Origin of the sequence: Saccharibacillus brassicae (assembly GCF_006542275.1) — a bacterium.
In the GTDB taxonomy this organism is placed as follows: Bacteria; Bacillota; Bacilli; order Paenibacillales; family Paenibacillaceae; genus Saccharibacillus; species Saccharibacillus brassicae.
In genome coordinates this window covers 5408641-5434684 of sequence record NZ_CP041217.1, presented here as the reverse complement: position 1 = coordinate 5434684, position 26044 = coordinate 5408641, and the positions used below count along the sequence as shown (strand labels likewise).

Here is a 26044-nt window from a genome sequence, read left to right as displayed (position 1 = left end):
GCATCCGAAATTTAGCATACAAAAAGAGAGATCCGCTCGGCACACAGCCGGCGAATCTCTTTATTATTTTTCGCAGCCTACACCGTCTCTGTCACGGTCCAATTTGTGGGAGTAACCCGGATCACCTTCATAAATCGGGTCTGCTCCCGCCGCACGAACGGCGTCGCAATTTGCGAAATAAACGTCCGGAACAGGTGCAGCTTCGGGTTCAGGTTCAACAGCGGCAGCTGCAGGGGCGGGTTTCAGTTCCGACTTCGGTTCCGGCTGCTTTTCTTTTACAGGAGCAGGCGCCGGAGAAGCAGCTGGTTCCTTTTTCGGAGCTTCCTTTATGATCGGGGTTGGAGTGGCAGCCTTAAGTTCCGAAAAATATTCCCCTCCTATGGAAGTATAAATCTTTTTTGCACCTTCAAGGTCGTCCGCTTCAACGGCTGCTGCCAGTTTTTGAAAAGAAGCTTTGTCTGCATCGTCAATTTTGTCTGCATAAGTCTTAACGACGTCAACGGCAGATTCGTATCGGTCTTTGGATAAAGTCTGCCGGACGGATAACTCGATATAACTTTGAGTTTCGTTCATTACGATTTTTTTGTGATTGGCCTGCCATTCAGCTGCGGTCGGCTCTTTTGGAGTTTCCTGTTTTGCGACGGGAACCTCTGACTTAGCTGCAGCCTTCGGTATATCCGAGACGAGCGATTTTGATTTGGCTGGTTGTGCCGGCTGTGATTGTACCGCTTCCGTTTTTACGGATGTTGTTGCGGTGACCGGTTCGACGGCCGCCTCTTTTGGCGTAACGGTTAGGAGAAGAATAAAGAATGCCCAGAGGACGCCGACCGTTCTTTTGACAACGCCAAACCTTTTCCATACAAACCAAATCATGATATACGGAATGAAAATCCATCCCAAAATTTTAAGCCACTTCAACCCTTTTCCCCCTCTATGCAATCTGTTTCTATATCTACCTTAGGTATTATATATTCTTTATGCCTCAAAATGTTATTTGTTTAGCGAAAATACAAATTCATTCTCCCAACTCTTTCAACCCATTATTGTTTACCCGTACTTGCATTACATATATTTATGCGATATATTGCATACATAACGAATGAAGTAAGGATGATCATTATCCCGATACCCAAAAATTTCGTTTCGCCCGTGCGGATGTCCGCGAAAGAAAGGGCATTCTCGCAAATTCAACGTTGGATCATTGACGGTACGCTGCAGCCGGGGGAGAAGATTATCGACGCGGAGTTGGCGGAATCGCTTGCGGTCAGCCGGACGCCGATTCGCGAAGCGTTTCAGCTGCTTGAAGCGCAGGGACTTGTCTCGATGCATCCCGGCAAGGAAACGAAAGTGACGGAGATCGAGCGCGGCGACATTTTGAACATGTATTCCACAATGGCGGCGCTGCAATCGCTTGCGGCGGAGACGACCGCAGCCGTCATTACGCCCGAGCAGATTAAGCGGCTGCGCGCGATCAATCTCGATTTTGCGGATTGTATCCGCGGCGACGACGCCTATCTGGCGATGGAGGTCGACGAACAGTTTCACAACTTGATTGTGGAACTGTCGCGCAATCCTTATGTGTCGTCGTTCAGCGCTTCGCTGCAGATCCATATTCGGCGGTTCAAGTACGTGTTTCTCAAACAGCCGATCGCCGAGACGCAGACTTCGGTCGACGAACATGCGGCGATTATCGAGGCTTTTGAACAACGCGACGGCAAGCGGGCCCAAGAGATCATGAAGCGGAATTTTATTCGTCCCATGCAAGAACTGCACGAGCTACTCTAAACGGAAAAGAGTGAGAAGAAATGGCCAACGGAAAAGATCTTCGGATTCGCAGTCATGTTATTAGCGAGGGTGCCAATCGGGTACCGAACAGAGCCATGCTTCGCGCGGTCGGATTTACGGACGAAGATTTCAAGAAGCCGATGATCGGCGTAGCCAGCACCTGGAGCGAAGTGACTCCGTGTAATATGCATATTAACGACTTGGCTGTCCATGCCAAGCAGGGCGCGCGCGACAACGGCGGCGCACCGCTCATTTTCAATACGATTACGGTATCCGACGGCATCTCGATGGGCCACGAAGGCATGTTGTTCTCGCTGCCGAGCCGGGAAGCCATTGCGGATTCGATCGAAATCGTGACGGGCGCGGAACGGTTCGACGGAATCGTGGCGATCGGCGGCTGCGACAAGAATACGCCGGCCTGCCTCATGGCGATTGGCCGTCTGAACGTGCCTGCCGTGTATGTCTACGGCGGAACGATCCAGCCTGGCAAGCTTGACGGCAAAGACGTCGATATCGTCACCGCTTTCGAAGCGGTCGGCCTGTATCACGACGGCAAGATGACGGAAGAAGAACTGCACAAAGTCGAATGCAGCGTATGTCCGGGTCCCGGCGCATGTGGCGGTATGTATACGGCCAACACGATGGCGGCTGCGGCCGAAGCGATGGGCATGACCCTGCCGGGTTCTTCGTCCACGCCGGCGATTTCGCCGGGCAAAGCCGAGGAATGTGCCGCAGCGGGCAAACAGGTTATCGCGCTGCTGGAGCAGGAGATCTACCCGCGTGACATCATGACGAAGAAAGCGTTCGAGAACGCGATTACCGTCGTTATGGCTCTGGGCGGATCGACCAACGCGTTCCTGCATCTGCTTGCGATTGCCCACTCGGCCGGCGTCGATCTGTCGCTGGACGATTTCGAAGAAATCCGTCTGCGCGTTCCCCATCTGGCGGACCTGAAGCCGAGCGGCCAGTTCGTCATGCAGGATCTGAACGATATCGGGGGCATTCCCGGCGTCATGAAGCTGCTGCTTGCCGAAGGACTGCTGCACGGAGACTGCCTGACCGTAACCGGCAAGACGATTGCCGAGAATCTGGCCGAAGCGTCCGGGCTGCAAGCGGATCAGACGATCATTCGTCCGCTCGACAAGCCGTTGAAGCCGAACGGACCGCTCGTCGTGCTGCGAGGCAACCTCGCTCCCGAAGGCGCCGTCGCCAAAATGTCCGGCATGAAGATCCAGCGCTTCGTCGGACCGGCCAAAGTGTACGACAGCGAAGCCGAAGCGACGGAAGCCATTTTGCAAAACCAAATCCACAAAGGCGACGTCGTCGTCATTCGTTACTGCGGACCGAAAGGCGGACCCGGCATGCCGGAAATGCTGTCCGTGACCGCTTTGATCGTCGGCAAAGGACTCGGCGGAGCGGTAGCTCTTATTACGGACGGCCGGTTCTCGGGCGGCTCGCACGGCTTCGTCGTCGGGCACGTCTCGCCGGAAGCACAGGTAGGCGGACCGATCGGACTGCTGAAGAACGGCGACACGGTCGTTATCGACAGCGAGACGCAGCAGATCACGTTCGAAGTGACAGATGAAGAGTTGGCGGCCCGCAAACAGGCTTGGGTGCAGCCGCCGTTCAAAGTCAACTCCGGCGTGCTCGCCAAATATTCGAGACAGGTGTCTTCCGCTTCGAAAGGCGCCGTTACCGACCTGTTCGAGTAAGCGCCGCATCTGACGTTTGAACGTTTGGAATGGTATATAGGGGATAGGCGAACAGGAAAAGGCTCTCCGGGATATCCGGAGAGCCTTTTTGCGTGCTGCCGCGAACGTCTTGCCTCATTCGCCCGGATGTCTTCTGACGCGCGGGGATGTCTCGCCTGAAGACCGCTGGAACAATCCGCTTCAATTATCGAGGGGGATTTCGACACTGAACTGCACGGCGCCTTCTTTTGAACCTTCGATCCGGTAGCGCAGACCGCTGCGTTCGGTAGTCTCGTTAATGGAAGAGAAATCGGCATCCGCTTCCGTCATCTTGAGAGAGTCGGCAATTTCGGTGACCTGATCCAGATCGAGGCTCGGGTCCATCGTAAGCATGACGAGCGACATTGCGGTAAAAAAGTGCGCGCTCGTCGCTTCGCTGCCGTCGCCCTGCGTCAGCAGGCTTGCGGCACGTACCGAATCGTCCGCCGGATTGAGCGTGCCGGTCAGAATCAGATTGGCGGTAATCGCATATTGAAACGTATTTGGGATCGATCCTTGCGAGAATGTCGAAGGCTCCAGATTCATTTTCGCTCCGACTTCCGCGGCTTTTGTATTGAAGCGTTCTTCGAACTGCTGCACGGTCAGACCTGGCGCATCCGTTACCTCGCCTGGCTCGGCCGTGTCTACTGCAGGCACGTCTTCGGCTTTCCTTATATCTTGCGCAGCGGTCAGCGGATCCGGCGTATCGGCGGTACAGGCGGACAGCAGGCCGGTCAGCAGGCCGGTCAGCAGAGCCGCGGCTGCCATGACCCGGAAAAGTTTAGTCATCGTTAATCCTCCTTGGCCCGGTAGGGACTTTATTTAGTTTACCAGAATCGGGGAGAAGGGAGAAACACGGTCTTTTTCGGTCTTCTTTTCGCAGCCTGCCATTCTCGCATGTTCAAACCTGCCCCAATTTGATAGACTAGAGTTACTTTGTCTAAGTGAGTGAGGGATCGGTCCAACATGAATGCTTACGGAAGTTATGTCGAATTCGACCGGGCCCGGTGGGCCGCTTTGCGGAGCCGGACGCCATTACGGTTGTCTGAAGAAGAACTGCAGCGGATCAAAGGGTTAAACGATAAAATTTCGCTGCAAGAGGTCGAAGAGATCTATATTCCGCTGACGAGGCTGATCAATCTCAAAGTCCGGGCGGCGCAGTATTTGGACGAGGTCACGAGCGCTTTTCTCGGCTGCGAGCCGGTACATAAGCCGTTCATCATCGGGGTGGCAGGCAGCGTGGCCGTCGGCAAAAGCACCGTCGCGCGCCTGCTGCAGACGCTGCTGTCGCGGTGGGAGCACCATCCGACGGTCGACCTGGTCACGACGGACGGTTTTTTGTATCCGACGCGGGTGCTGGAAGAGAAAGGGCTGATGGCCCGAAAAGGATTTCCGGAAAGCTACGATACCAAAAAGCTGCTCGACTTCCTGACCCGGGTCCGGGCCGGCGAACGTCAGGTGGAAGCGCCCGTCTATTCGCATGTCACGTATGACGTGCTGCCGGACCGAAGCGAGATCGTGGACAGTCCGGACATTTTGATCGTTGAAGGCGTCAACGTGCTTCAGGTGAGCAAAGGACAGCCGGTGTTCGTCAGCGACTTTTTCGATTTTTCCGTCTATATCGACGCCGAGGAGCAAGAAATCCGCAACTGGTACATCGATCGCTTTTTGCTGCTGCACCGGACCGCGTTTCGCGATCCGTCTTCGTATTTTCACCGCTATGCGGAGTTGACAGAGCGCGAAGCGGTCGAGCGCGCGACGAATATTTGGGAGACGATCAACCTGCTCAATTTGAACGAGAATATTTTGCCGACGCGCGGCCGGGCCGACCTGGTGCTGAGCAAAGGGCCGGACCATCAGATTCACCGCGTGTTTTTAAAAGATTTGTAGGACGGGGTATGAAAAAGAGAGTCGAAATAACGAAGGGGGAGTTTGTTTTGCCGCTGTTTACGTATAAAAAGAGCCGATCGGGTGCCGTTCGTTCCAAACGAGGAGCGATGTTGTCGGCGGTACTGGCGCTTGCGATCGGAGGGAGCACCGCTGCGGCCGAGCCGGCGCAGGCGTCGCCTGCCGGGGAGACGAGTGTCGCTTCGCGATCTGCGTCGTCGCTGTTGTCGGCGTCGAATCTTACGAGCGGCCTCTACAGTTCGAACGCGATCCTGATCGATTTGAACAACGGGCAGATGCGGATGAAAAAAAATATCAACCAAAAGGTCTATCCCGCTTCAATGACCAAGATGATGACGGTGCTCGTGGCGCTCGAAGGCTTGCCGGACAAACAGAAGAAAATTACGCTGCCGGCGTCTATTTTTCCCGCGCTCAAAAAAGAAGGCGCTTCGATGGCCGGCTTCCTGCCGGGCGAAAAAGTGAAAGGAATCGATCTGCTCTACGGGTCGATGCTGCCTTCCGGGGCGGACGCTTCGATGGGACTGGCCTACGCGGTGGCAGGGTCGGAAGCGGCATTTGTCAAAAAGATGAATCAAAAAGCGAAAAAGCTGGGCATGACGCATACACATTTCGCCAACGTGACCGGTCTGCACGATCCGAACCATTATACGACCGTCAAAGACATGTCGATCCTGCTGCGGGCCGGACTCAAAAACGCCACGTTCCGCAAACTGATCACGACGGAGAAACATGCGATCGGCGCGACCAACAGCCATCCGAACGGACTAACCGTGCGCAGCACGCTGTCCGAGAGCGCTCCGACGCTGCAGTTCAAAGGCGGCAAAATTTTGGGCGGCAAAACGGGCTATACCCGGGCGGCAGGGCTGTGCCTGGCGTCGCTTGCGGTCAAAAACGGCAGATCGTACATTCTCGTCACTGCGGGAGCGGACGGAACGCCGTGGACGAAGCCTTACCATATCCTCGACGCGCTGAACGTCTACCCGAAGCTGTGAATTTGGAGTGGAAAAAGAACGCGTGTTCGCTTATAATACAAACATACGTTCCGATCGGTTGTGAGGGAACTGCCTGATGCGATTCGATCGAGGGGCCGGGAGGGTGTGTTTGTGGACATGAATGGACTGGAGTTGAAAGTTCTTGGCATTTTGCGCCGTCATCGCTGGGGCGCTTTCCGTTGGTTGTCGATGGCGCGATTGATCCGCCGCAGCGGCGGGGCTTTTCGCGAAGTTACGATTGCGCTGATCAATCTCGAACAGGCCGCCTATATCCGTTGGCTCGACAAGTCATCGATGCAGCATATCGTGCTGCTGCGCAAAGCGTACGAACGGCCGAAGACGCCGCCGCCGAGATTCGGCACTTCGGCGGCGGACACGCGCAAGCTGCCCCGCCCGCCCGGGAATCGGACGCAGCGGGCGCTGCCTCAACCGACAGGTTCGACGGTCAAGCGCCGTCCGACAGGGACAGAGCCACCAGAGCGGCGAAGACAAGCAGCAGACTGATCAGCGCCGCGCCGAAGTAGATCCGAACCTGCCGCGGGCGGCGGCGGTAGACGGCAATGCCGCCAAGCACCGCGGATACCGCGAACAGTAGAAAAGAAACAGTCATCAGATCGGCCATGACGATCCTCCTTAAATGAGATGGAATTTGAACGGGAACCTCTTAAGCGGGAAACTCTTATTCGCAAGCCGCCCATATCGCACAAAAAAACTCCTCCGATTTCGGGGGAGTTTTCTAGTTGGAGCGGTAAAGGTCGGATGATCCTCCCAGACTCAATGGAAGTTACGGAACAAACCGACGACTTTGCCAAGAATCGTCACGTGTGTCAAGCGAAGCGGTTCGTAAGTCGGGTTCTCCGGCTGAAGGCGAATATGATCCTTCTCCTTGTAGAACGTTTTGACCGTCGCTTCGTCTTCTTCGGTCATCGCCACCACGATATCGCCGTTATTGGCCGTCTGCTGCTGGCGTACGACGACGTAGTCGCCGCTGTTGATGCCGGCTTCGATCATGCTGTCTCCGATGACCGACAGCATGAACACCTGATCGTCGCCGACCATCGTCTGCGGAAGCGGGAAATAATCTTCGATGTTCTCGGTTGCCGTGATCGGCACGCCGGCCGTGACTTTGCCGACGACCGGAACGCGCCGGATCGTCGAGGCGAACAGGTTGCCCGTATCCGACTCTTCCAGACCGAGCAGCTCGATCGCGCGAGGCTTTGTCGGGTCGCGGCGGATCAGCCCTTTTTTCTCCAGGCGGTCCAGGTGTCCGTGTACCGTCGAGCTGGAAGCGAGTCCTACCGCTTCGCCAATCTCGCGAACGGAAGGCGGGTACCCTTTGGATTTGACTTCAGTACGGATAAATTCCAAAATGGCCTGTTGGCGTATGGATATCTTCGACATATCGTATCAACCCCATCCATTAATCTATAGTAGTGTCATTCAAGTTATGAGCATCCGAAACATGCGAACAGACGGTCGAATGCTATACGCGCAAATTATAGCATAGAACTTCCGTTCGTACAAACGTAAGTTCGAAAGTAAGCGTTCTTTTTGCAAACGGGCGTTCGGGCTCGCTTTTTGGACCGCATAAAAAGGGGAACAAATTTTCCCGAACAAGCGTTCCAAAAACTATTGCCTGAAACGTATGTTCGTGCTATATTAATTCACAGAAGGCAGAACAAACGTTTGGGAGAGTGTGTAAGATGCCAAAATATACGACGTATAAGAGCATTTACGAGACGGCCGGCACGCCAACCGAGTCGCGCGGCGGCAGACCCGTTTCCAGCTTGTCTTTTTTACATAATCGGAAGTTTCCCGCTTATCGGCGAAGCGGAAGTACGACCGCCAAAGCGCGTCTGCTGCTGTTTGTCCTGATCGGATTGTTCGCGGGCACCGGAGTCGTGCACGCGTTCCAAAACGACAAGCCGGCAGCGGAAGTCAGCACGGTCATCGTCTCGCCGGGCGATACGCTGTGGTCGATCGCCGAGAGCCGCAAGCCGGCAGGCGCGGACACCCGTATTTTTATCGCCGGCATCCAACAGAAGAACGGATTGAGCGGCAGCGAGATCCACGCGGGTGACGAACTGATTCTTCCGAATTTCTGATCGTCGCTCGCCAGGTTGCGAAGCGCGCGGGAACGCCGATCGACGCACCTGATCCAAACGCAGGAGCTTGCAGGGCTATCGCCTTGACAAGCTCTTTTTTTCATGTGAAAGTATATAGAAGCAAGGTGATTAAGGAGGGGTTACGTATGGATATCGATATTTTGGTAGGCCGGATCAACGAACTGGCCCGTAAACATAAAGCCGAAGGCTTGACCGAAGAAGAAGCGCAGGAACGCGCGCAGCTTCGCGAAGTGTATCTCGGCAACGTTCGGCGCAATTTCCGGCAGGAACTCGATACGATCAAATGGGTCGACGAAGAAGAGCCGGGCAGCGATTCGAAGCTGCACTGATTTTTTTGCGGATGAGGTCTCGCTAGCGCGTACCTGCTCCGCAAGCGCTTTACCGGAACGGAAACGGCTCGCCGGTTCGCGGAAAAGGGAGTGCCGCGAACCGGCGGGTTTTTCTTATATATAGAGTGACTTATTTTAAGGGGGAAAACGCATGTCCCGTTCGTGGGAGAGACAGGTTCGCAAAAATCAGCAAAAAACGAATACGTACAGGCAAAAATCGGGTCAGGAACGAATCGGCGGGTCGGGCACTTCAAGCCAGTCGTTCGATACGTTCAAAGGCCGGAACTATATGTTCCCGGTGTTCCTGCTGGTCATCGCCCTTTTCCTGACGGCCATTACGATTTCGGCCCAAATGTCGGGCGTCGAAGAAGCGTCGGGCTCGTCGTACTGGTTCATCATCGTAATGTATCTCATCTTGGCGGTCATCATGTTCCTGCGCCGGCCTTTCCTGCGTATCGGCAAAGACCGGATGAGCACGATTCGCTTCAACCGCGAGCGCACGATCATGGCCGGCGATATCGCCAAGTTCCGGATCGAAAAAGGCTACGTCACGGTAGAAACCAAAGGCAAAGGCGCCAACTGGATTTTCTCGCGCTTCCTTAAAATGTTCAAAACGGACGAGATTGCTGCGCGCGTGACGGAATTCGCCGAGCAGCACCAGATTCCGGTCGAGAAGAAGTAAGCGAGCCGTTGAATCGGGCTTTGCCGGGAAGTAGACCATACAGGAAGAGTGAGGGGACGACACATGACGGTGAACAATGAGGTTAAAGCGGTAATTTTCGATCTGGACGATACGCTGCTTTGGGACGAGCGCAGCATTCGGGAATCTTTTGCGGCCGTGGCCGAAGAAGCGGCTCGCCGCACGGGAATCGACGCGCAGGCGTTCGAAGAAGCGGTGCGCGGACGTGCACGCGAACTGTACGCCGGCTACGACACCTACCCTTTTACCCAGATGATCGGCATCAATCCGTTCGAAGGACTCTGGGCGAATTTTGACAAAGGCGAACAGCCGGAATTCCGCAAGCTGCAGGAGATCGCTCCGGCGTACCGCAAAGAAGCTTGGCGCCTCGGGCTGGCGGATCTGGGCATCGAAGACGAAGCGCTTGCGCTCGAGTTGTCCGACAGGTTCGCGGCCGAACGCCGCAGCCGTCCCCACGTCTATGAAGAAACGTACGAAGTGCTCGACGCGCTCAAAGGCGAAGTCAAGCTGCTGCTGCTGACGAACGGCTGTCCGTCGCTGCAGCAGGAGAAGCTCGACGGCGTTCCGCAGCTCGTGCCTTACTTCGACCATATCGTCATTTCCGGTACGTTCGGCAAAGGCAAACCCGATCCGGCGATTTTCCGCCATGCGCTGAGCCTGCTCGGCGTGGAGCCGGAAGAAGCGCTGATGGTCGGCGACAAGCAGAGCACGGATATCCGCGGAGCGCTGGACACGGGCATTCCGTCGGTCTGGATCAATCGCGGAGGTCGTCCGCCCCATTCCGGCATCGTGCCTGTGCATCAGATCGAATCCCTGCGCGACCTGCCTCAGCTGGCCGGAATCCGCGTTTCCTGAGAAATCGGCGATACGGTGTTCCGTCCGCCCGCTGCGGCGGGCGGGCTTTTTTTCGCCTGTTTGCAAGTCTGACGCCGCCCGGCGGTCACGATTACCCCGATCGGTATTCGGGTATGTAATGATCATTTAGAATATGGAAGCAGAAAGGAGGAGTGCGGCTGTGGAACTTTATTTTCTCGGGACCAATGCGGGACTGCCCACCACGCAGCGAAACGTCACTTCCGTCGCGCTCCGCATGCTGGAGGAACGGCGTTCGTCCTGGCTGTTCGACTGCGGCGAAGCGACCCAGCACCAGATTTTGCATTCGCCGCTCAAGCTGAGCCGTTTGGAAAAAATATTTATTACGCATATGCACGGCGACCATGTATTCGGCCTGCCGGGGCTGCTGTCCAGCCGCTCCTCGCAGGAAGGTTCGCCTCCGCTGACCGTATACGGCCCTCAAGGGCTGAAGCAGTTTCTCGAAGTGACGCTTGGCGCGACGCAGAGCCGGGTGACGTTCGGGCTGGACATCGTGGAGCATGCCGGCGGCTTGATTTTCGAAGACGAGCAGATCAAGGTTGAAGCGGCGGCGCTGGAACACCGGATCGAGAGCTATGGCTACCGCATGACGGAAAAAGATCGCCCGGGCAGCCTGAACATGGAGCTTTTGCGGGAATGGGGCGTGCGTCCGGGGCCGGAATACGGTAAGCTTAAGAATGGAGAGAGTATTACGGTGGACGGACGCACGATTACGCCCGACCAGGTGCTCGGTCCGCCCAAGCGCGGCCGCATCGTTACGATTCTGGGCGATACGCGTCCGGCGCCGGGCATCGATCCGCTCGCGGCGGGAGCGGACCTGTTGGTGCACGAAGCGACGTTTACCGACGAATTTGCCGATTTGGCGCAGAAATATTACCACAGCACCGCCGTTCAGGCCGCGGAAGCGGCGAAGAAGGCGGGCGTGGGCGAATTGATTCTGACGCATTTCAGCTCGCGCTACAAAGATCCTGAGCAGCTCCAGCCTCTGCTGGACGAAGCGAGAGCCGTTTTTCCCAACACGCAGTTGGCGATGGAACACGAGACCTATCCGGTTCGCCCTGCGCAAGACCGAGAAAAGGACTGAAGACCGATGCCAAGCCCCAACGCTTTTTTGATCGACCTGGACGGGACGCTGTATCACGGCGAACGCCGCGTTCCGGGAGCGGACGAACTGATCGCGGCGCTGAACGAACGCGGCATCCCGTTTCTTTTTCTGACCAACAATTCGTCCGCGTCCCAGGATACGGTCGCCCAACGCTTGAACAACATGGGCATTCCCGCGAAGCGTGAGCAGGTCTGCACGTCTTCGATGGCGGCCGCGGCCTATATCGCGCAGCGCAAGCCCGGCGCTTCGGTCGCGATATTCGGCGAAGCGGGGCTTCGCGGCGCGGCAGCCGCGGCCGGCCTCTCTGAATTCGCGGGCGATCCGAGGCAAGGACGTCCCGATTACGTCATTCAAGGCATCGACCGCGAGTTTTCCTACGGAAAGCTTGCGCAGGCAGGCCGCTGGATTCTCGGCGGATCGGAATTCGTGCTGACGAATCCCGACCTGCTGCTGCCTTCGGAAAACGGCTTGATGCCGGGAGCGGGCACGCTCGGCGCATCGCTCGAAGCGATGACGGGCGTCAAGCCTACGGTCATCGGCAAGCCTTCGCCGATCCTGATGAATTTCGCGTTCGATCTCCTCGGCGTCGAAGCCGCAGACGTGACGGTGATCGGCGACAACATGATGACCGATATCAAAGCCGGCGCGCAGTCGGGCTGCCGCTCGCTGCTGCTGCTGACCGAAGAAGGCGTCACGACGCCGCATAATCTCGAACGTCATCAGGTTCTGGCCGACGCCAAGCCGGATCTGATCAGACACAATTTACGTGAAATCCAAGACTGGATATTAAGCGGATACTAAGCGACACGGAAAGGAACGATGCATGATGCCGGAACTGCCGGAAATCGAACATTACCGCAGACAATTGGGTCAATGGATTCTCGACCTGCCGATTCAACGAGTGAAACTGAACCATGCGCACAGTACCGATGTCGAGCCGGAAGAATTTGCCGCCGCGCTGGAGGCCAGAAGCCTGCTCTTTTTGGAGCGCCGCGGAACGTTTCTTATTTTCCATCTCGATAACGGGCATCGCCTGCTGATCGCTCTGGCCAAAGACGGAGCGCTTTACTGCGGGGAACAAGACGAGCAGCCGCCGTTCGTCTCCCAGGCCGAGATCGGCTTCGGGGAACGGACGCTGTACATCGCGGGCAAAGGCAGCGTGCTGCGTCTGATGACCGTACGCGGTCTGGACGAAGTGCTCAAGACGCTCGGTCCCGATCCGTTTTCCCGTCAAGCGACGCCGGAGTACTTCGTGTCCCAGCTCAAGAAGCGCCGGGGCGCGCTGCGCAGCATCCTGACCGGCCAGAAGCTGGTCGCGGGAATCGGTCCGCGCTACGCGGACGAGATCGCTTTTGCCGCGGGCCTGCTGCCTTCGGTCAAAACGCAGGAGCTGAACGGCGAAAGTGCGGCCCGTCTGTACGAAGCGCTGGAAGAAGTGCTCAAGGCCGCGATCGACGGCGGAGGCTGCATTACTGTTCCACTGAACGCGGACGACGCGGTAACCGGCGGGTATCTCTCGCAGTGCCGGGTGTTCGAGCGCGAAGGACAACCGTGTACGGAAGACGGAGCACCGGTGCAAAAAATGGACGTAGCGGGCAAAAAAGCGTATTACTGCCCGCAGTGCCAGCACGAACAGACGCCGGTATTCTCCTGATCGAAAGCGCGAGAGCGCGGAAGGAGTCCTAACATGACGAATACGGAAAACAAACCGAAAATCCATCTGTACATGGACGATTGGCGTCCGTGCCCGGAAGGGTTCGCGCTGGCCCGCACCGGCGAAGAATGCCTGACGCTGCTGCGGGACTGCGAAGTCGGCATTTTGTCGCTCGATCACGAGATGGGACCCGACGAGCCGAGCGGAAGCGAAGTTGCGGCCCGAATCGTCGCCAACGGCACGTTCCCCAAAGAGATCTACCTGCATACGTCCAGCGAATACGGCCGCCGCAGCATGTACGAAATTCTGTACGCGGGCAAGCCGGAACATGTCATCTTGCATCGCGATTCCATGCCGGAAGACGTCCGCAGACGCGCCGCGGCGGAGCAATCGCAGTCGTGAGAGAGTCGACAGAACGCGAACTGCTTGGCTGGATCGAAGCGGGGGAACGCCGGATTATCGTTTTCGGGCATACTCCTTTTTGCGGAACGTGCCGCGTGGCGCGGCGGATGCTCGAAGTGGTCGAACAGATGAATCCCGAGATCGACATCTATGCGCTGGACCTGAACTTTGCGCCCGAATTCATACAAAAGTACCGCGTGCGCAGCACGCCTTCGCTGAGCGTCTTCGAACCGGGGACACGCGGCGAGCCGAGAACGGCCTATGCGATGCAGTCGGTGCCGTATCTGCTCGATTTTATCGGGTAGGGGCCAGGCGGAATTCGCATCAAATGACAAGAACGAACAAGAAAGGACGCGGCACCGGGAAGATGTTTTTTTCGATGCCGGAGTCCTGTGGAGGGTAACGTATTTTGAGCGAGCATGAACAAGAACACGTAGAACCGATCGAAGCGGCGGACGCGCTGCCGGAAGAAAGCACGTTTATTTGCACCGCCAACCGGGATTTCGCCGCTTACGCGCAGGAAGAGCTGCGCCGTCTGTTCGGATCGGTCAAAAGCAGCGTGCTGAGCGACCGCGAAGTGCTGCTGGTCAAATTGAATACCGGCGCGGAAGAAGCGGTACGGAAAATGACGGACAGCCGTCCGATTTTCCTGCGTCACGTCCAACCTGTTCAATTCGAACGCGAAGGCGACAACGTCGGCGAACTGCTGTCGGCGGCCGCCGGGTTCGTGTTGGGCAGCGGCCTGCTTGCGGCGGGCATCAAAGCGGCGCTGCAGGTACGCAAAAGCGAAGGCGCCGGAGGCGACAGCGCGCCGCAGCTCAAAGAATGGCTGGAAGAGCTGCTGCGCGGGTCGGAAGCGGAATTCGTCTCGGCAGGCGCCGACTGGATCGTCTCGGTCTACGTCACGCCGTCCGGCGTCTATGCGGGCATTTCGCGTCCGGAAGACAACTTGTCGGACTGGAGCGGCGGAGCCGTTCGGTTTCGCCGGGAAGAAGGACAGCTGTCGCGCGCCAAGTTCAAACTGCTGGAAGCGGAGCGGGAATTCGGTCTTGATCTGTCGGCTTACCGCAGCGCGGTCGATATCGGCGCGGCGCCGGGCGGATGGACATCGCTGCTGCTCGAACGCGGGCTGAAAGTGACGGCGGTCGATCCGGCCAAGCTGCATCCTTCGCTGTTGAAAATGCCGAATTTGACCTATATCCGCAAAAATGCGAGCGAGATCAAATTCCGCGACAACGAGTTCGACCTGCTCGTGTGCGATATGAGCTGGAGTCCCAAACTGATGGTTCAGTTGGTGACGGGTCTGCTGCACGCGCTTGCGCCCGGCGGGACGGCGATCATCACTATCAAGCTGATGCACAAAAAGCCGATGGCGCTGATCAAGGAAGTGATCGCGTCGCTTGAAGGTTCCCGCCTGCAGGTTCAGCGCTCCAAGCAGCTGTTCCACAATCGCGAGGAAATTACGCTGTACATGATCAAGTATTAAAAATAGGTCTTTACAGTCGGCAAGCAGCCGGTTTATAATGACTTCAAAATCATAGCAGCGGCAAAACAGGGAAAGCATCCCTCATGGACTCGGTCTTCGGACCCCGGCCACGAGGGATGCTTTCTTTTTTTGTCCAAAAAAGGAGGGATAAGATGCCGAAGCCGGCTGAATTGGAGCGGGGAACGGTCATCGGCGAACGATACCGGGTGGAACGCGTGCTCGGAAGCGGCGGCATGGGGAGGGTGTATCTGTCTTCCGATGCGAAGCTTCCGGGCAAGCGCTGGGCCGTCAAGGAAACGTTGGCCGCTACGGAGGATTACGAACGGATCGGGAACGAGGCGCGCATGCTGACCCGGCTGCGCCATCCGAGTTTGCCGCAGGTCGTCGATTTTTTGTCGCCTGACGCGTCCGGAAGAGTGTTTCTCGTGATGGAATACATCGAAGGCATGAACCTCGGGGAATACGCGGCGCGCTGCGGCGGCCGTCCCGATCTTGCGTTCGTGCTGGAACTGACGCTGCGGATCTGCGACGTGCTGGACTATTTGCACGGGCAGAGCCCGCCGATCGTGTTCCGCGACCTGAAGCCCGGCAACGTGATGATCGGCGCAGACGGAGCCGTTCGGCTGATCGATTTCGGCATTGCGCGCAGCACGGGTCCGGGGCGGCTTGACGATACGGTCAAACTCGGCACGATCGGCTTCGCTGCTCCCGAGCAGTACGAAGGACGCAGCGAACCGTCCAGCGACCAATACGCGCTGGGTGCGCTGCTGCTGCATCTGTGCACGGGCGGGCAGTTCAGCGCATGGACGCCGGAAGCGCAGCGGGCGCTGCGTCCGGATCTGCCGCCGCCGCTTGCAGCGGCGATTCGCAAAATGCTCAGTTACCGCGCGGAAGACCGCTACGCCTCGATCGCGGAGATCAAGCGGCTTGTTCGGCCGGTCGGTGCTTCAAGCGAATTGGCGCAAGCCGGAGCGGGCGGGATCGGAACGTCGACCGTCGCGGTGCTCGGTTTGTTCCGCGGCTGCGGCGTGACGCATACCGCGATTGCCGCGGCGCATACGCTGGCCCGCGAAGGCGGGCGTACCGCAATCGTCGAATTGGACCGGCGGGCGGGAAGTTTCGCACAGATCGCGCTGGAATGGGAAGGAGAGCCGCTCAGAGACCGGCCGACGTTCAGCGTAGGAGGCGTGGATTATTGGCCGGATGCGGGCCGGGAACGGTTGGCCGACGTGTTCGGCCGGGGATACCGGCATGTGGTGCTCGATCTGGGACTGTGCGGGGACGCCGGGGATTTCGAAGAGTTTCAGCGGGCCGACGTTCCGGTAGTCGTCGGTTCGGGCCGCGAATGGAGAAGCGGCGAGTGGGACGCTTTCGTTCGCCGCGAGAGCTTGAGAGCGCGGCCGAAGTGGAGATATGTGCTGCCGTTCGCGGCGAGCGAAGACATTCGGGAACTGCGCGGCCGGCTCGGCAGCAAGCACGTATATGCGCTGCCTCTGCTGCCCGATCCGTTCGGGGGACAATGCCGGGCAGCGTTCGAGCCGATTCTGGGCACGCTGTATGCCAAGAGGGAACGACGTTCGCGGCTGAAGTTGGGATTTCGGTAAAACGAAGGGAGCATAATCATGTCAAGAATGAGATTTCGACAGCGGCAGCGTCTGCTGGCCGCCGGAGCGGGGGCTGCCGCCGCCCTGCTGATCTGCACGGCGGCCGGTCTGCCGTACATCCGTTCCATCGAGAACCGTTACGAAGCGGAGCGCGGAGACTACGAACGCCAGATTGCGGACATGGATGCGCGGCGCGTCCCCGTTTTTGCGCTGACACGGGATATCCGCGCCGGAGAAAAGATTGGCGAAGCAGATCTGGCGCAGATCGAAGTCGTCGAAGCGACGGTGCCCGACAACCTTCCGACCAAAACGGAAGCGGTCGGCCGGTTCGCCAAAGTGGCGCTGGCCCGCAATACGCCGGTCAGCGAATCGATGCTGTACGAAGGAGCGGTTATGCCCAGCGACGTGCGGAATCAGGAGTTTCGGTTGATCGAACTGCCGACCCGGCTGGCGGCTGGCGAATTCGTCGACGTGCGCGTCAAATTCCCGACCGGCGAAGATTTTATCGTATTGTCGAAAAAGCGGGCGGAAGACCTGTCTGCGGGCACCGTATGGATTCGCATGAGCGAACGGGAAATTTTGACGATGTCTTCGGCCATTGTCGACGCGTACCTGAACGATGCTTCGATCTATGCGCTGACTTACGTCGAACCCGGCTTGCAGGCGGAAGCGGTCGTGACTTATCCGTCGAACGCGAGCGTGCTCGACCTGATCGGGAGTGATCCGAACATCGTGCAGCGGGCCGTCACGGAACTGGAGCGGCGCCGGCGCGAGAAGCTGGAGAACGGACTGGATCTGCTGACGCCGGAAGAGATCCAGAAATATTTGAACAGCAAAGCCAATCTGGATGTCGTCAATCCCGGCACGCAGGATAACGCGCTGCTCCCGGATAGGGAAGACGCCGCTGCCGCCGAGGGGGAAGCGCATTGAGTACCGCTGTTTTTATCGGAGACCGCGATAAAACGGATCTGCTGTTTTACGTGGCGAAAATGTTGGCGGAAGCGGGACGCGAAGTACTGATCGTCGATTATACGGCGGGGCAGCGCTACGAGTTTTCTTTTCCCGCATTGGACGTTCCGGGCGAACCGCGGGAATATGACGGATTCGACGTCTGGATTCCGGCCGAAGGCGCCAAGTCCGGGTTCGAAGAAGGCTACGACGTCGTCTTGTACGATACGGACGATCCGCGGCGGCTGCCGGCATTTCCGGACACGGCCTACCGTTTTCTGGTCGGCGGCTGCGAACACGCGTCGGTTCGGCGCTGCGTCCGGCTCCTGAACGGCTATTTCTTACGGCGGCCGCTCGCCGAGCTGTGCGCTTTTCGCGCCGTGCGAATCGAGGAAGCGAGCGAACCGGGAGAAGCGTATATCGCCGAACAGTTCGAAACGTTCCCGATCGATTGGAAAGAATCTTTCGTCTATTATCCCGATGAACGGGATCTGGCGCTCAAGATCGGCAATCAATATGCCGGCCGATTGAGACTCAAAGGGCTGTCTCCGGCGATGAGAAAAGCGGTGCAGGGCATAGCCGCCGTATTGCTTGGGCTGGATCGAAGGGAAATGCGCAAGCTCTGGAACAGAGCCGAGAGGAGCAAATAAAATGGGACAAATCGCATTTTGGGGAATCGGGCACGGAACGGGGGTGACCGCTTCCGTAGGCGCGCTCGCTGCGCTGATCGGAAGCGAATACGGCATTCGGACGCTCGTCTCGCAGCCGCAGGGCGAAGAGAATACGCTGGAGCGGGCCTTTGCCCGCTCGATCAACGTCTACGGCCGCGACCAGGCGGCGGAAGCGGGCACGGGACTCGACGCGCTGGTCAGGTTGGCCCGCAGCGGGAAGCTCGAACGCGAAACGGTCAAAAACAATGCTCTAATGATCGAACGCCATCGCCTCGATCTACTCAGCGGTTCCGAACGGATGAACCGGCTGCAGTTCGAAAATGCCGGCGGATTGATCGGAAATATCTATGCCAACGCCCGCGCGTATTACGACTGCATCCTGCTCGATGTCCGTTCGGGAGCCGACAGTCCAGCGGCCGCTCAGGTGCTGGAAGACGCGGATCTGGTCGTCGTCTGCCTCAATCAAAATATCGGCATGCTGGAACGGTATTTCGATCGCAGCGGTTGGCCGGAGCAGCTGCATGGCAAAAAGCAGCTGCTGCTGTTCTCCGGTTACGACCCGGATTCCAAATACAAAGCTTCCAGCATTTTGCGCAAATACGGACACCGGGACTCGGCGCTGACGCTGCCTTACAATTCCGATTTCCGCGATGCGGTCAACGACGGGGATATCAAAGGATTTATTGCCAGAAGCCGGACGCTCGATCGCAAGCACGGCAATTACCGCTTTATCGCCGAAGCGCGCCGCACGGCGCAGAAGCTGCTCGAAGAGATCGGCATCAATACGAGATTGAAGCATGTCGATGCCGCGAAGGGAGTTTCGTAGAACATGGACGGAATCAATTCGATGCTGATCGCGGCGATTGTCGGCGGGCTTGCGCTCGGGCTCTTGCTTGCGCTGCGCAGAAATGCGGCTGCCGCAGGCGAAGAAGCGGAAGACGAGCTGCTGACGATCGACGACCTCCAGCGGTACGCGGCAGCGGCGATCAACGAATTCGCCAATGCGAACCTACTCGATTTGGGTCTGTCGGCGGAAGAATTCGAACGCCGGAGAAACGTCGTAGCCGAACTCAAAAGTTCGCTCAAGACGTGCAATGCCGGCAGCCTGCCCGACAAGACGTATGTCAAATCGTTTATCTCCGATCTGCTGCTGCGGGGCGGCGCCGTGAGCGAAGCGACGATCGACCGCATCCTGCCGTTCGGCGACGAACGCCTGCTGACCGATACGGACAAGTTCGATATTTTGCTGCATGCGTACAAGCGGGAACACGGAATGCAAGCTCTGACCGTGCTCATCGACAAGCACGGCCTTGCCGATCCGAAGTTCGTCATCGAGAACGCGGCGACCGAATCGTATATTATTACGGGTGAAGAAATAAGAGCCATTTACGGCGCCGAAGCGCCCCGCCTGTCTTTTGAAGACAAACTGCAGCTTGTCGTGCAGCGCGTCTACCAGCAGTACAAAGGGTTTGGGCCGATCGACGAACTGCGCGACCAGACGATCGACGGCGTATCGGGCGGCGTATCCGGCCTGCTGCCGGACATGCGCGAGACGGAAGACGAAGTCGAGCTGCTGCGTGCCATGCGCGGCGAGACGCCCAAAGGCTGCGACAGCGTATGGATTTTCTATCGCGGCAAATCGATCCGGCTGGCTTTTCTCGGCTTCGGCAGCCTGCTTGAGCTCAAGCGGGTCTGCCAGAACATTTACAAATTCGGCAGTCCCGGACAGCTGTCGGAAGCGAAAGCTTATCGGATCAACGAGATGCGGGACGGTTCGCGGGTCGTCGTGGTCCGGCCTCCCTTTTCCGAGAGTTGGGCGTTTTTCGTCCGCAAATTCGATCTGCCGAATCTCAGCCTGGAGCGCCTGCTCGGCGCTGAGGAAGGCAACCATTCCGATCTGCCGATCCGGATGCTCGACTACTTGATGAAAGGTGCGCAGGTGACGGCCGTGACGGGGGAACAAGGTTCGGGCAAAACGACGCTGCTGATGGCGATGGTCAAAAGCATCTACGGCACGTTCAATTTGCGGATACAGGAATTGGCGTTCGAGCTGCATCTGCGCAGATTATATCCCGAGCGTAACACGCTGGCTTTCCGCGAAACGGACCATATCAGCGGGCAGGAGGGGCTGGATCTGCAGAAGAAAACGGACGGCGCGGTCAATATTCTCGGCGAAGTGGCGACCGACCCCGTGGCGGCGTGGGCCGTGCAGATGTCCCAGGTGGCTAGCAAGTTCACGGTATTCAGCCATCATGCCAAAACGACAAAAGACCTGATCTGGTCGCTGCGCAATTCGCTGCTCAAGACAGGCACGTTCCAGAACGAGCGGATCGCCGAGGAACAGGTGGCCAGCGTGATCGCGTTCGACGTGCATTTGGAAAAAGAACGCGACGGCACCCGTCATATCGAGCGCGTGACCGAATGCGTCGCGCTCGATCCGGACGAAGAATCGTTCGCGGAGCTCGGCCGAAAGCTTGCCGCCGGCACGAACGAAGCGGAGGCGTTGAACGTGTTGGCGCAGGCGCAGCTGAGTTATTACCGGCGGATGACCGGGCGCACGTTCGAAGTCCGCGACATCATCGCGTTTCGGGACGGCGCTTACGTACCCGTGCAGCGCCCGACTCCGGGAAAAGTGCAGCTGATGGCCGGCAATATGTCACGGGAAGACGCCGCCGCTTTTCATGCGTTTCTGGATCGGTACTGGGGAAGTGAGCCGGCATGAGCCTGAAGTGGTGGATCATTCTGGCGTTGATTCTGTATCTTGTGCCGCTCGTGCTGGTGTTGATCCTGAAGCGACGAAGCCAAAAAGCTTCGGGCAGCAAGGAGCCGCGCGGCAGCTGGATGAATCGAAAGGCTCAAGCGGGACCCGGCAATCCGGCGTTCAATCGCTTCTATCAACGATCATATGTGCGCTCCGCGAAGTTCCCGCTGCTTGGCGGACAGCTCCGGCGGATTCGCCAGCGCTTGGCAATCATGGGGCCGTATGACGAAATGACGCTGCGCAAAGAAACGATGAAGATCACGTATGCCGTCCTGCTGATTAGTATCGGACTGCTGCTTGCTTTGACGCTGCTCGGACGCAGCTTCTCCGTCACGCTGCTTGGGGCGATCGGCTGCCTCGTCCTGAACGGCATGCTGATCGACGTGTTCGTGCATCGGGCGGAGAATCGGCTGCTCCAACATTTTCGCGATTTTCTGGAAGACAACCGGCACCAGTTTCAGGCCAGCCGGATGGCAGACGAAGCGATCTACGAAGCCGCGCAGCTTGCCGGACACAACATGAGACTGCATGGCGAACAGATGCACAGTGTGCTGACAGCCAAAGACCCGGAGCGCAGCCTGTCGGCGTATTACGAAGTGGCGCCCAATCGGTATTTGAAAGCATTCACGGGTGTCGCCTGCATGATTATGGAATACGGAGACAAAGCGACGGCGAAAGGTTCCCTGTACCTGAACGCGATCGGCAAATTCGTGCAGGACATCAACTTCGACCTGCTGCGCCGCAGCCGGCTCAGTTATCAGCTGAACAGCCTGACCCTGATCGCGCTGGCGCCGATCCTGCTGTCGTTTCCGCTGGAACGCTGGGCCGAGCATTATTTTCCGCTCATGGGCGAGTTTTACGAAGGACGGATCGGCATGGCGTCCAAACTGCTGCTGTACGCGATAGCGGTAGCGGCGTACGTACTTATTCGCAAACTGGCGGAAACGGAAGAGTCGCGGTATGTGCCCAAGCCCGGAGGTATCCGCTGGGAAAAGAAATTGTACGAATACCGGATCGTTCGCTGCGTCGTTGATCGTTTCGTGCCGCAAAAGCATACGAAAGCGCATAGCGATCTTTCCCGGCTGCTCAAAGAGTCGAATTCGCCGCTTCTGCTTGAATGGCTGACGCTCAGGCGGCTGCTGCTCGGCTTGTCGGTCGGCCTGCTGTCGGCGCTGATGTTCGTGTCCGTCCACGGCAGCATGATCCAGCGCGTGCGGGAAGCGCCGACGTATCCAAAAGGCGGCCTCATGATCGGGCGGGTCGACGGAGCGGAACGCGCGGAAGCCGAACGGCGAACAGCATTCGACCGGAAAATCATGGATGAATTTCGAGGGATGCGGGGCGACGTGGAGGAAGCGCTGCGCAGACGCGTACGGGATACGGCCGGGGCGGTACTTGGCGAAGCGGAGCAGAATGAAGCGGCGGTCCGCATCGCCCGGAAGTTGGATCGGATGAACGACGAATATTTGAAAGCGTGGGAGCTGCTGCTTGCTGTCGCAGCCGGAGCGGCCGCATCGTTCGTTCCCGTAGGCATTTTGCGTTTCCAGCGCCGGGTGCGCGGTATGGATATGCAGAGCGAAGTCGACCAGTTCCGAATGCTGATCTCGATTCTAAGCCAATTCGACCGGATGAGCGTGCAGATTCTGCTGGAGTGGCTGGAACGGTTTGCGGTGATCTTCAAGCCGGCGCTTCAGCGCTGCCTGCTCGATTTTGACGGAGGCGCTGCCGCCGCGCTGGCTGAACTGAAGCACGAAGCGCCGTTTCCTGCTTTTATCCGGTTGATCGAACGGTTGGAAAATTCGCTGGAGCATTTGTCGATCCAGGAAGCGTTCGACGATTTGGAAATGGAACAGGAGTATTACCGCGAACAAAAAAAAGAAACGATGGACCGGCTGATCGAAAACAAAGCGAGTTGGGGCCGGGATATCGGCTTCGCTCCCGTCATGTTCATGCTCGGCGCCTATATTATCGTTCCGTTTCTGTACGTGTCGTTTATGCAGATGAAAGACCTGATTGCCCGACTGGGCCAAATCTAAATCCAAATCCATGTATCGTATAAAGGAGACTGTTATCTATGGGAAGCAACGCAACTTCGGGTTTGAAATTGGCCGCCGGCATTTTTCTGACACTGGCTTTGATTACGACGGTCGTCGTGATCTTCATCTCTTCGCAGGACGCGGCCAAAGAAGGACAAACCCAGTTTTCGACGATCCAGACACAGCTGTCGCAGACCCGCTTCAATATTTACGAGAATACGACGCTGTCCGGCAGCCAGGTCATGAACGCCGTACGGCAGTACAACAACGACGAGCAGTTCGGCGTGTACGTCCTGACCGGCAAAGGCGGCGCCACGTACTACGGCAGCCAGTTCAACCAGACGACGGGCGTCATTACCGGCGAGACCAAGAACAAGGCGCTCAGCCCGGCGTTGAACGAAGCGGACAACAACTTCATCAATCCGTCGGGCAAATTCAAATCTTCGATCGTGCGCGATGCCAACAATATGGTACGCGGCATCGTATTTACGCAGGCGAAATAAAGCCGAATCTTTACCGTCTTCCGTATGGGGCGGAAGGCGGCGAGGGGCGAGGAGACCGATATGGGGAATACAAAAAGTTTTATGACGCTGGCCGCCATGTTTGCTTTGTTCATCGGCGCCTGTACGTATGCGGCGGATGTCGCAAGGTCGATCGACGCCGGAACGCGGCTGGCCTACGAACTGAACACCGACCAGGACGGCAAAATCAAAACGGAACTCGGCCTTGATTACGAAGAACGTTATTCCGGCGCACAGATCCTGCTCATGATTCGCGGCCTCGCAGAAGACGGAGCCGATATCGAGGTAAACGGGAAGCTGTATCGATCCGGTTCGAATGAAGACAACGTCGATCCGGCGATCCTGAACGTTAAGCTCGCTTACCGGGCGTTCTATGAGAGAAGCGCAGACGGTACGTTAAACAAAATGGTGTTCCGGAGCGGGACATGAACTACATAACCGGCATTTTCGCGGCTTTGCTGAGCCTCTTGCTGTTGTTTATGTATCCGCTGTACGAACAGGCGCGCAGCCAGGACAAAATCGCAAACCTTGTCGTTCAGGCGGCGGTGACCCGTTTTGTCGACAGCGCCCGCACCAAAGGGTATATTACGCCGCAGATGTACGAGACGTTTAACGCGCAGCTGGCCGCAACCGGCAATCCGTACGAGGTGCGGCTGGAGCATCTGCGCAAAAGGTATGTTCCGGAATACGGGGACCCGGCCGATCCTTCGACGTTCAAGAATCGGTTCACTGCTTTTTACGACGGATTTTACAACGAACAGATTTTGGCGGTATTGTTCCCGAACCCCATCTCCAGCGCGGACGACCCCGCCCGGCGTTACGACATGCAGGTGGGCGATTATATCGGGATCAAGCTTGAGAACGTCAACCGTACCGCGGCCGTGCAGCTGTGGGATTTCCTGATGAACGACAATACGGACGAAAACGCCACGGTAGCGCTCAATTACGAAGGAATGGTTCTCAATGAAGATCGTTAATTTCGCGTTGCTGTTCGTCTTGATCTTTTTCCCGGTGTTTCGGATCGCTTCTATACATCTGGACGATCAGCATACCGCCCTGCGGCTGAGCAGCCGCTACGACGCCATGCTTCGAACGGCCGTGCAGGATGCCGGTTACGTACTGAACGATACGACGGCGCAAGGCGATCAGCCGGGTTACGGTTCGCGGAAATTTCTCGGAACGGACAAAGAACGCGCGGTCGAGACGTTCTATCGTTCGCTGGCGCTGAATATGGGCACGGGAGACGATCCCGCTGCGCTCGGCGCGCTCGCCGCTTACGTGCCCGCGATCGCGGTCATCGATTACGACGGTTACTTCATCTATGCGACAGAGTCATTCGTCGATTCCGGCGGACAAACGCAGCTCCGGGCGGTATGGTCGCCCAAAAAACCGTACGCCTACTCGGATGCCGGCGGTTCTGTCATTCAGTTTACGCTGGACCGCTTCGTGAAGATCCATGATCGAAGCCGGCAGGTCTGGGTGCAGGGAATGCGGGAAGAGATCGCTTCAGAGACGAATGTTCCTCTATTGAAGGATGCGGATACGTTCGAGAGCGTGCGCCGGCGGACGATCCTGAACGGGATCCAAAACGACCTGGCGCATGCCATTCACCGGCATAATCGATATGCGGCGCGCTACGGAGTGGATTATCTGTTCACGCTTCCGCAAATTTCGCGCGAAGAATGGGACAACGGTATCGACGATATCGGAATCGCGGCTTTTTTGCAGGGGATTCCGGTCGGCGATCAGGCGTACAACCATTACGCGTTCGGCGGAGGAAGGCTGGTCCGAACCAAGCAGGTGTACGGAGCGGCCGATCCGATCAGCGGCATCCGTTATTATTCGCGCGACCGTGCCGAGCTTCCGGCCCCGAACGAGGAGACGTTCGGCAGCGAGCGGGAAGCGGCGCAGTCCGGTTATTTTCCGATCCGGCGACCGAAACCTTGAGTTCCGGCAGAAGCAAAACCGCAAGAAACGGCTTTCATGATTTTGCGGAAAAACTTTGGAGCAGCTCCAACAAATTCTGCTGCTGCGATTCGTTCATGCGGCCGAACAGATCGAGCAGCTGCCGTTCTTCTTCTTTTAGAGGATGTTCAAGCAGATCGTCGACCGGGAGCAGCTCCGACAAAGGGATGCCCAGCGCGCGGCTGAGGCTGCTTAACGTATTGAGCCGGGGAGAGCGACGATTGCATTCGATATCGCTGATCGAGGATTGAGAGACGTTCGCACGTTGAGCGAGTTCGACCGAGGAGAGATGACGTGCTTTGCGCAAATAGCGCAGTTTGCTTCCGATATCCATAAAGTCCGCCTTTCCCTAACCGAAAATAATTGAACGCACAAACAGAATTGAGCTTCGTCAGTGGGCATGCCGCCCGTATAGTAAACCTAATATATACCGAATGCACGCGGCAGG

General features: G+C 57.6%; 30 protein-coding genes. 25 read left to right on the top strand and 5 right to left on the bottom strand.

What is annotated here, in order from left to right; all coding sequences use genetic code 11:
• Positions 1-63: 63 nt before the first annotated feature.
• Positions 64-918 carry an excalibur calcium-binding domain-containing protein gene (locus FFV09_RS22740; protein ID WP_212635452.1) on the bottom strand — a complete coding sequence of 285 codons (855 nt, stop codon included), beginning with the start codon at positions 916-918 and terminating at the stop codon, positions 64-66.
• Between the two features lie 201 nt (positions 919-1119).
• Here FFV09_RS22740 and FFV09_RS22735 point away from each other — a divergent pair, with 201 nt between their 5' ends.
• Together FFV09_RS22735 and ilvD are read left to right on the top strand one after the other, a co-directional pair.
• Positions 1120-1785 carry a GntR family transcriptional regulator gene (locus FFV09_RS22735; RefSeq protein ID WP_141450596.1) on the top strand — a complete coding sequence of 222 codons (666 nt, stop codon included), beginning with the start codon at positions 1120-1122 and terminating at the stop codon, positions 1783-1785.
• 20 nt (positions 1786-1805) lie between these two features.
• Positions 1806-3497 carry a dihydroxy-acid dehydratase gene (gene ilvD, locus FFV09_RS22730; protein ID WP_141449969.1) on the top strand — a complete coding sequence of 564 codons (1692 nt, stop codon included), beginning with the start codon at positions 1806-1808 and terminating at the stop codon, positions 3495-3497.
• A 180-nt stretch (positions 3498-3677) separates the two neighbouring features.
• Here ilvD and FFV09_RS22725 read toward each other — a convergent pair whose 3' ends face one another.
• Complete coding sequence (locus FFV09_RS22725; protein ID WP_141449968.1) at positions 3678-4304, bottom strand: hypothetical protein; 627 nt, start codon at positions 4302-4304, stop codon at positions 3678-3680.
• A gap of 177 nt (positions 4305-4481) precedes the next feature.
• Here FFV09_RS22725 and coaA point away from each other — a divergent pair, with 177 nt between their 5' ends.
• The 3 genes from coaA to FFV09_RS22710 all read left to right on the top strand — a co-directional run bounded on the left by coaA (position 4482) and on the right by FFV09_RS22710 (position 6919).
• The gene (gene coaA, locus FFV09_RS22720) at positions 4482-5405 is read left to right on the top strand and encodes a type I pantothenate kinase (protein ID WP_141449967.1); all 924 of its coding nucleotides are present in this window, start codon (positions 4482-4484) and stop codon (positions 5403-5405) included.
• Positions 5406-5512: 107 nt separating this feature from the next.
• On the top strand, positions 5513-6415 hold the full coding sequence (locus FFV09_RS22715; RefSeq protein ID WP_246098419.1) for a D-alanyl-D-alanine carboxypeptidase family protein: 903 nt from the start codon (positions 5513-5515) through the stop codon (positions 6413-6415).
• A gap of 111 nt (positions 6416-6526) precedes the next feature.
• Positions 6527-6919 (top strand): hypothetical protein, encoded by a 393-nt coding sequence (locus FFV09_RS22710; protein ID WP_141449965.1) that lies wholly within the window; start codon positions 6527-6529, stop codon positions 6917-6919.
• Here the strand turns inward: FFV09_RS22710 and FFV09_RS23920 are convergent.
• Together FFV09_RS23920 and lexA are read right to left on the bottom strand one after the other, a co-directional pair.
• Entirely contained in the window at positions 6861-7037 is a 177-nt protein-coding gene (locus tag FFV09_RS23920) for a hypothetical protein (protein WP_170315118.1), read from the bottom strand. The two genes, FFV09_RS22710 and FFV09_RS23920, sit on opposite strands and share 59 nt — an antisense overlap.
• Before the next feature lie 152 nt (positions 7038-7189).
• Positions 7190-7816: a transcriptional repressor LexA gene (gene lexA / locus FFV09_RS22705; protein WP_141449964.1), complete on the bottom strand. Its 627-nt coding sequence runs from the start codon at positions 7814-7816 to the stop codon at positions 7190-7192.
• Positions 7817-8118: 302 nt separating this feature from the next.
• On the opposite strand from lexA, the gene FFV09_RS22700 reads away from it, so the two are divergent.
• The 20 genes from FFV09_RS22700 to FFV09_RS22605 all read left to right on the top strand — a co-directional run bounded on the left by FFV09_RS22700 (position 8119) and on the right by FFV09_RS22605 (position 25578).
• A complete protein-coding gene (locus FFV09_RS22700) occupies positions 8119-8520 on the top strand; it encodes a LysM peptidoglycan-binding domain-containing protein (RefSeq protein WP_141449963.1) in 402 nt (133 codons plus the stop codon).
• Positions 8521-8666: 146 nt separating this feature from the next.
• Positions 8667-8870: a DUF896 domain-containing protein gene (locus tag FFV09_RS22695; RefSeq protein ID WP_141449962.1), complete on the top strand. Its 204-nt coding sequence runs from the start codon at positions 8667-8669 to the stop codon at positions 8868-8870.
• Between the two features lie 151 nt (positions 8871-9021).
• Positions 9022-9552 (top strand): hypothetical protein, encoded by a 531-nt coding sequence (locus FFV09_RS22690; protein ID WP_141449961.1) that lies wholly within the window; start codon positions 9022-9024, stop codon positions 9550-9552.
• A 63-nt stretch (positions 9553-9615) separates the two neighbouring features.
• Positions 9616-10425, top strand: a complete 810-nt coding sequence (locus FFV09_RS22685; protein ID WP_141449960.1) for an HAD family hydrolase — start codon at positions 9616-9618, stop codon at positions 10423-10425.
• A gap of 160 nt (positions 10426-10585) precedes the next feature.
• Positions 10586-11527, top strand: coding sequence for a ribonuclease Z (gene rnz / locus FFV09_RS22680; protein WP_141449959.1), 942 nt, complete (start codon positions 10586-10588; stop codon positions 11525-11527).
• Between the two features lie 6 nt (positions 11528-11533).
• On the top strand, positions 11534-12349 hold the full coding sequence (locus tag FFV09_RS22675; RefSeq protein WP_141449958.1) for an HAD-IIA family hydrolase: 816 nt from the start codon (positions 11534-11536) through the stop codon (positions 12347-12349).
• A gap of 22 nt (positions 12350-12371) precedes the next feature.
• Positions 12372-13202: an Fpg/Nei family DNA glycosylase gene (locus FFV09_RS22670; protein ID WP_141449957.1), complete on the top strand. Its 831-nt coding sequence runs from the start codon at positions 12372-12374 to the stop codon at positions 13200-13202.
• 33 nt (positions 13203-13235) lie between these two features.
• Positions 13236-13604, top strand: coding sequence for a cyclic-phosphate processing receiver domain-containing protein (locus FFV09_RS22665; protein ID WP_141449956.1), 369 nt, complete (start codon positions 13236-13238; stop codon positions 13602-13604).
• Positions 13601-13909 carry a thioredoxin family protein gene (locus tag FFV09_RS22660; RefSeq protein WP_160441645.1) on the top strand — a complete coding sequence of 103 codons (309 nt, stop codon included), beginning with the start codon at positions 13601-13603 and terminating at the stop codon, positions 13907-13909. The genes FFV09_RS22665 and FFV09_RS22660 overlap by 4 nt, the downstream gene beginning before the upstream one ends.
• 104 nt (positions 13910-14013) lie before the next feature.
• On the top strand, positions 14014-15090 hold the full coding sequence (locus FFV09_RS22655; protein WP_425472242.1) for an SAM-dependent methyltransferase: 1077 nt from the start codon (positions 14014-14016) through the stop codon (positions 15088-15090).
• Between the two features lie 152 nt (positions 15091-15242).
• Positions 15243-16694 carry a serine/threonine protein kinase gene (locus FFV09_RS22650; protein WP_170315117.1) on the top strand — a complete coding sequence of 484 codons (1452 nt, stop codon included), beginning with the start codon at positions 15243-15245 and terminating at the stop codon, positions 16692-16694.
• Between the two features lie 18 nt (positions 16695-16712).
• Positions 16713-17624, top strand: a complete 912-nt coding sequence (locus FFV09_RS22645) for an SAF domain-containing protein (protein ID WP_141449954.1) — start codon at positions 16713-16715, stop codon at positions 17622-17624.
• On the top strand, positions 17621-18292 hold the full coding sequence (locus FFV09_RS22640) for a hypothetical protein (protein ID WP_141449953.1): 672 nt from the start codon (positions 17621-17623) through the stop codon (positions 18290-18292). Before FFV09_RS22645 ends, FFV09_RS22640 begins: the two co-directional genes overlap by 4 nt.
• 1 nt (position 18293) lies before the next feature.
• The gene (locus tag FFV09_RS22635; RefSeq protein ID WP_141449952.1) at positions 18294-19139 is read left to right on the top strand and encodes a hypothetical protein; all 846 of its coding nucleotides are present in this window, start codon (positions 18294-18296) and stop codon (positions 19137-19139) included.
• 3 nt (positions 19140-19142) lie between these two features.
• A complete protein-coding gene (locus FFV09_RS22630; RefSeq protein WP_141449951.1) occupies positions 19143-21035 on the top strand; it encodes a Flp pilus assembly complex ATPase component TadA in 1893 nt (630 codons plus the stop codon).
• Positions 21032-23110 (top strand): hypothetical protein, encoded by a 2079-nt coding sequence (locus tag FFV09_RS22625; protein WP_141449950.1) that lies wholly within the window; start codon positions 21032-21034, stop codon positions 23108-23110. Before FFV09_RS22630 ends, FFV09_RS22625 begins: the two co-directional genes overlap by 4 nt.
• Before the next feature lie 38 nt (positions 23111-23148).
• Entirely contained in the window at positions 23149-23613 is a 465-nt protein-coding gene (locus tag FFV09_RS22620) for an ABC transporter permease (protein WP_141449949.1), read from the top strand.
• 60 nt (positions 23614-23673) lie between these two features.
• Positions 23674-24060: a hypothetical protein gene (locus FFV09_RS22615; RefSeq protein WP_141449948.1), complete on the top strand. Its 387-nt coding sequence runs from the start codon at positions 23674-23676 to the stop codon at positions 24058-24060.
• Positions 24057-24608 carry a hypothetical protein gene (locus FFV09_RS22610; RefSeq protein WP_141449947.1) on the top strand — a complete coding sequence of 184 codons (552 nt, stop codon included), beginning with the start codon at positions 24057-24059 and terminating at the stop codon, positions 24606-24608. The genes FFV09_RS22615 and FFV09_RS22610 overlap by 4 nt, the downstream gene beginning before the upstream one ends.
• Complete coding sequence (locus FFV09_RS22605) at positions 24595-25578, top strand: hypothetical protein (RefSeq protein WP_141449946.1); 984 nt, start codon at positions 24595-24597, stop codon at positions 25576-25578. Before FFV09_RS22610 ends, FFV09_RS22605 begins: the two co-directional genes overlap by 14 nt.
• A gap of 34 nt (positions 25579-25612) precedes the next feature.
• On the opposite strand, the gene FFV09_RS22600 is transcribed toward FFV09_RS22605, so the two are convergent.
• Complete coding sequence (locus FFV09_RS22600; RefSeq protein ID WP_141449945.1) at positions 25613-25930, bottom strand: helix-turn-helix domain-containing protein; 318 nt, start codon at positions 25928-25930, stop codon at positions 25613-25615.
• Positions 25931-26044 lie beyond the last annotated feature (114 nt).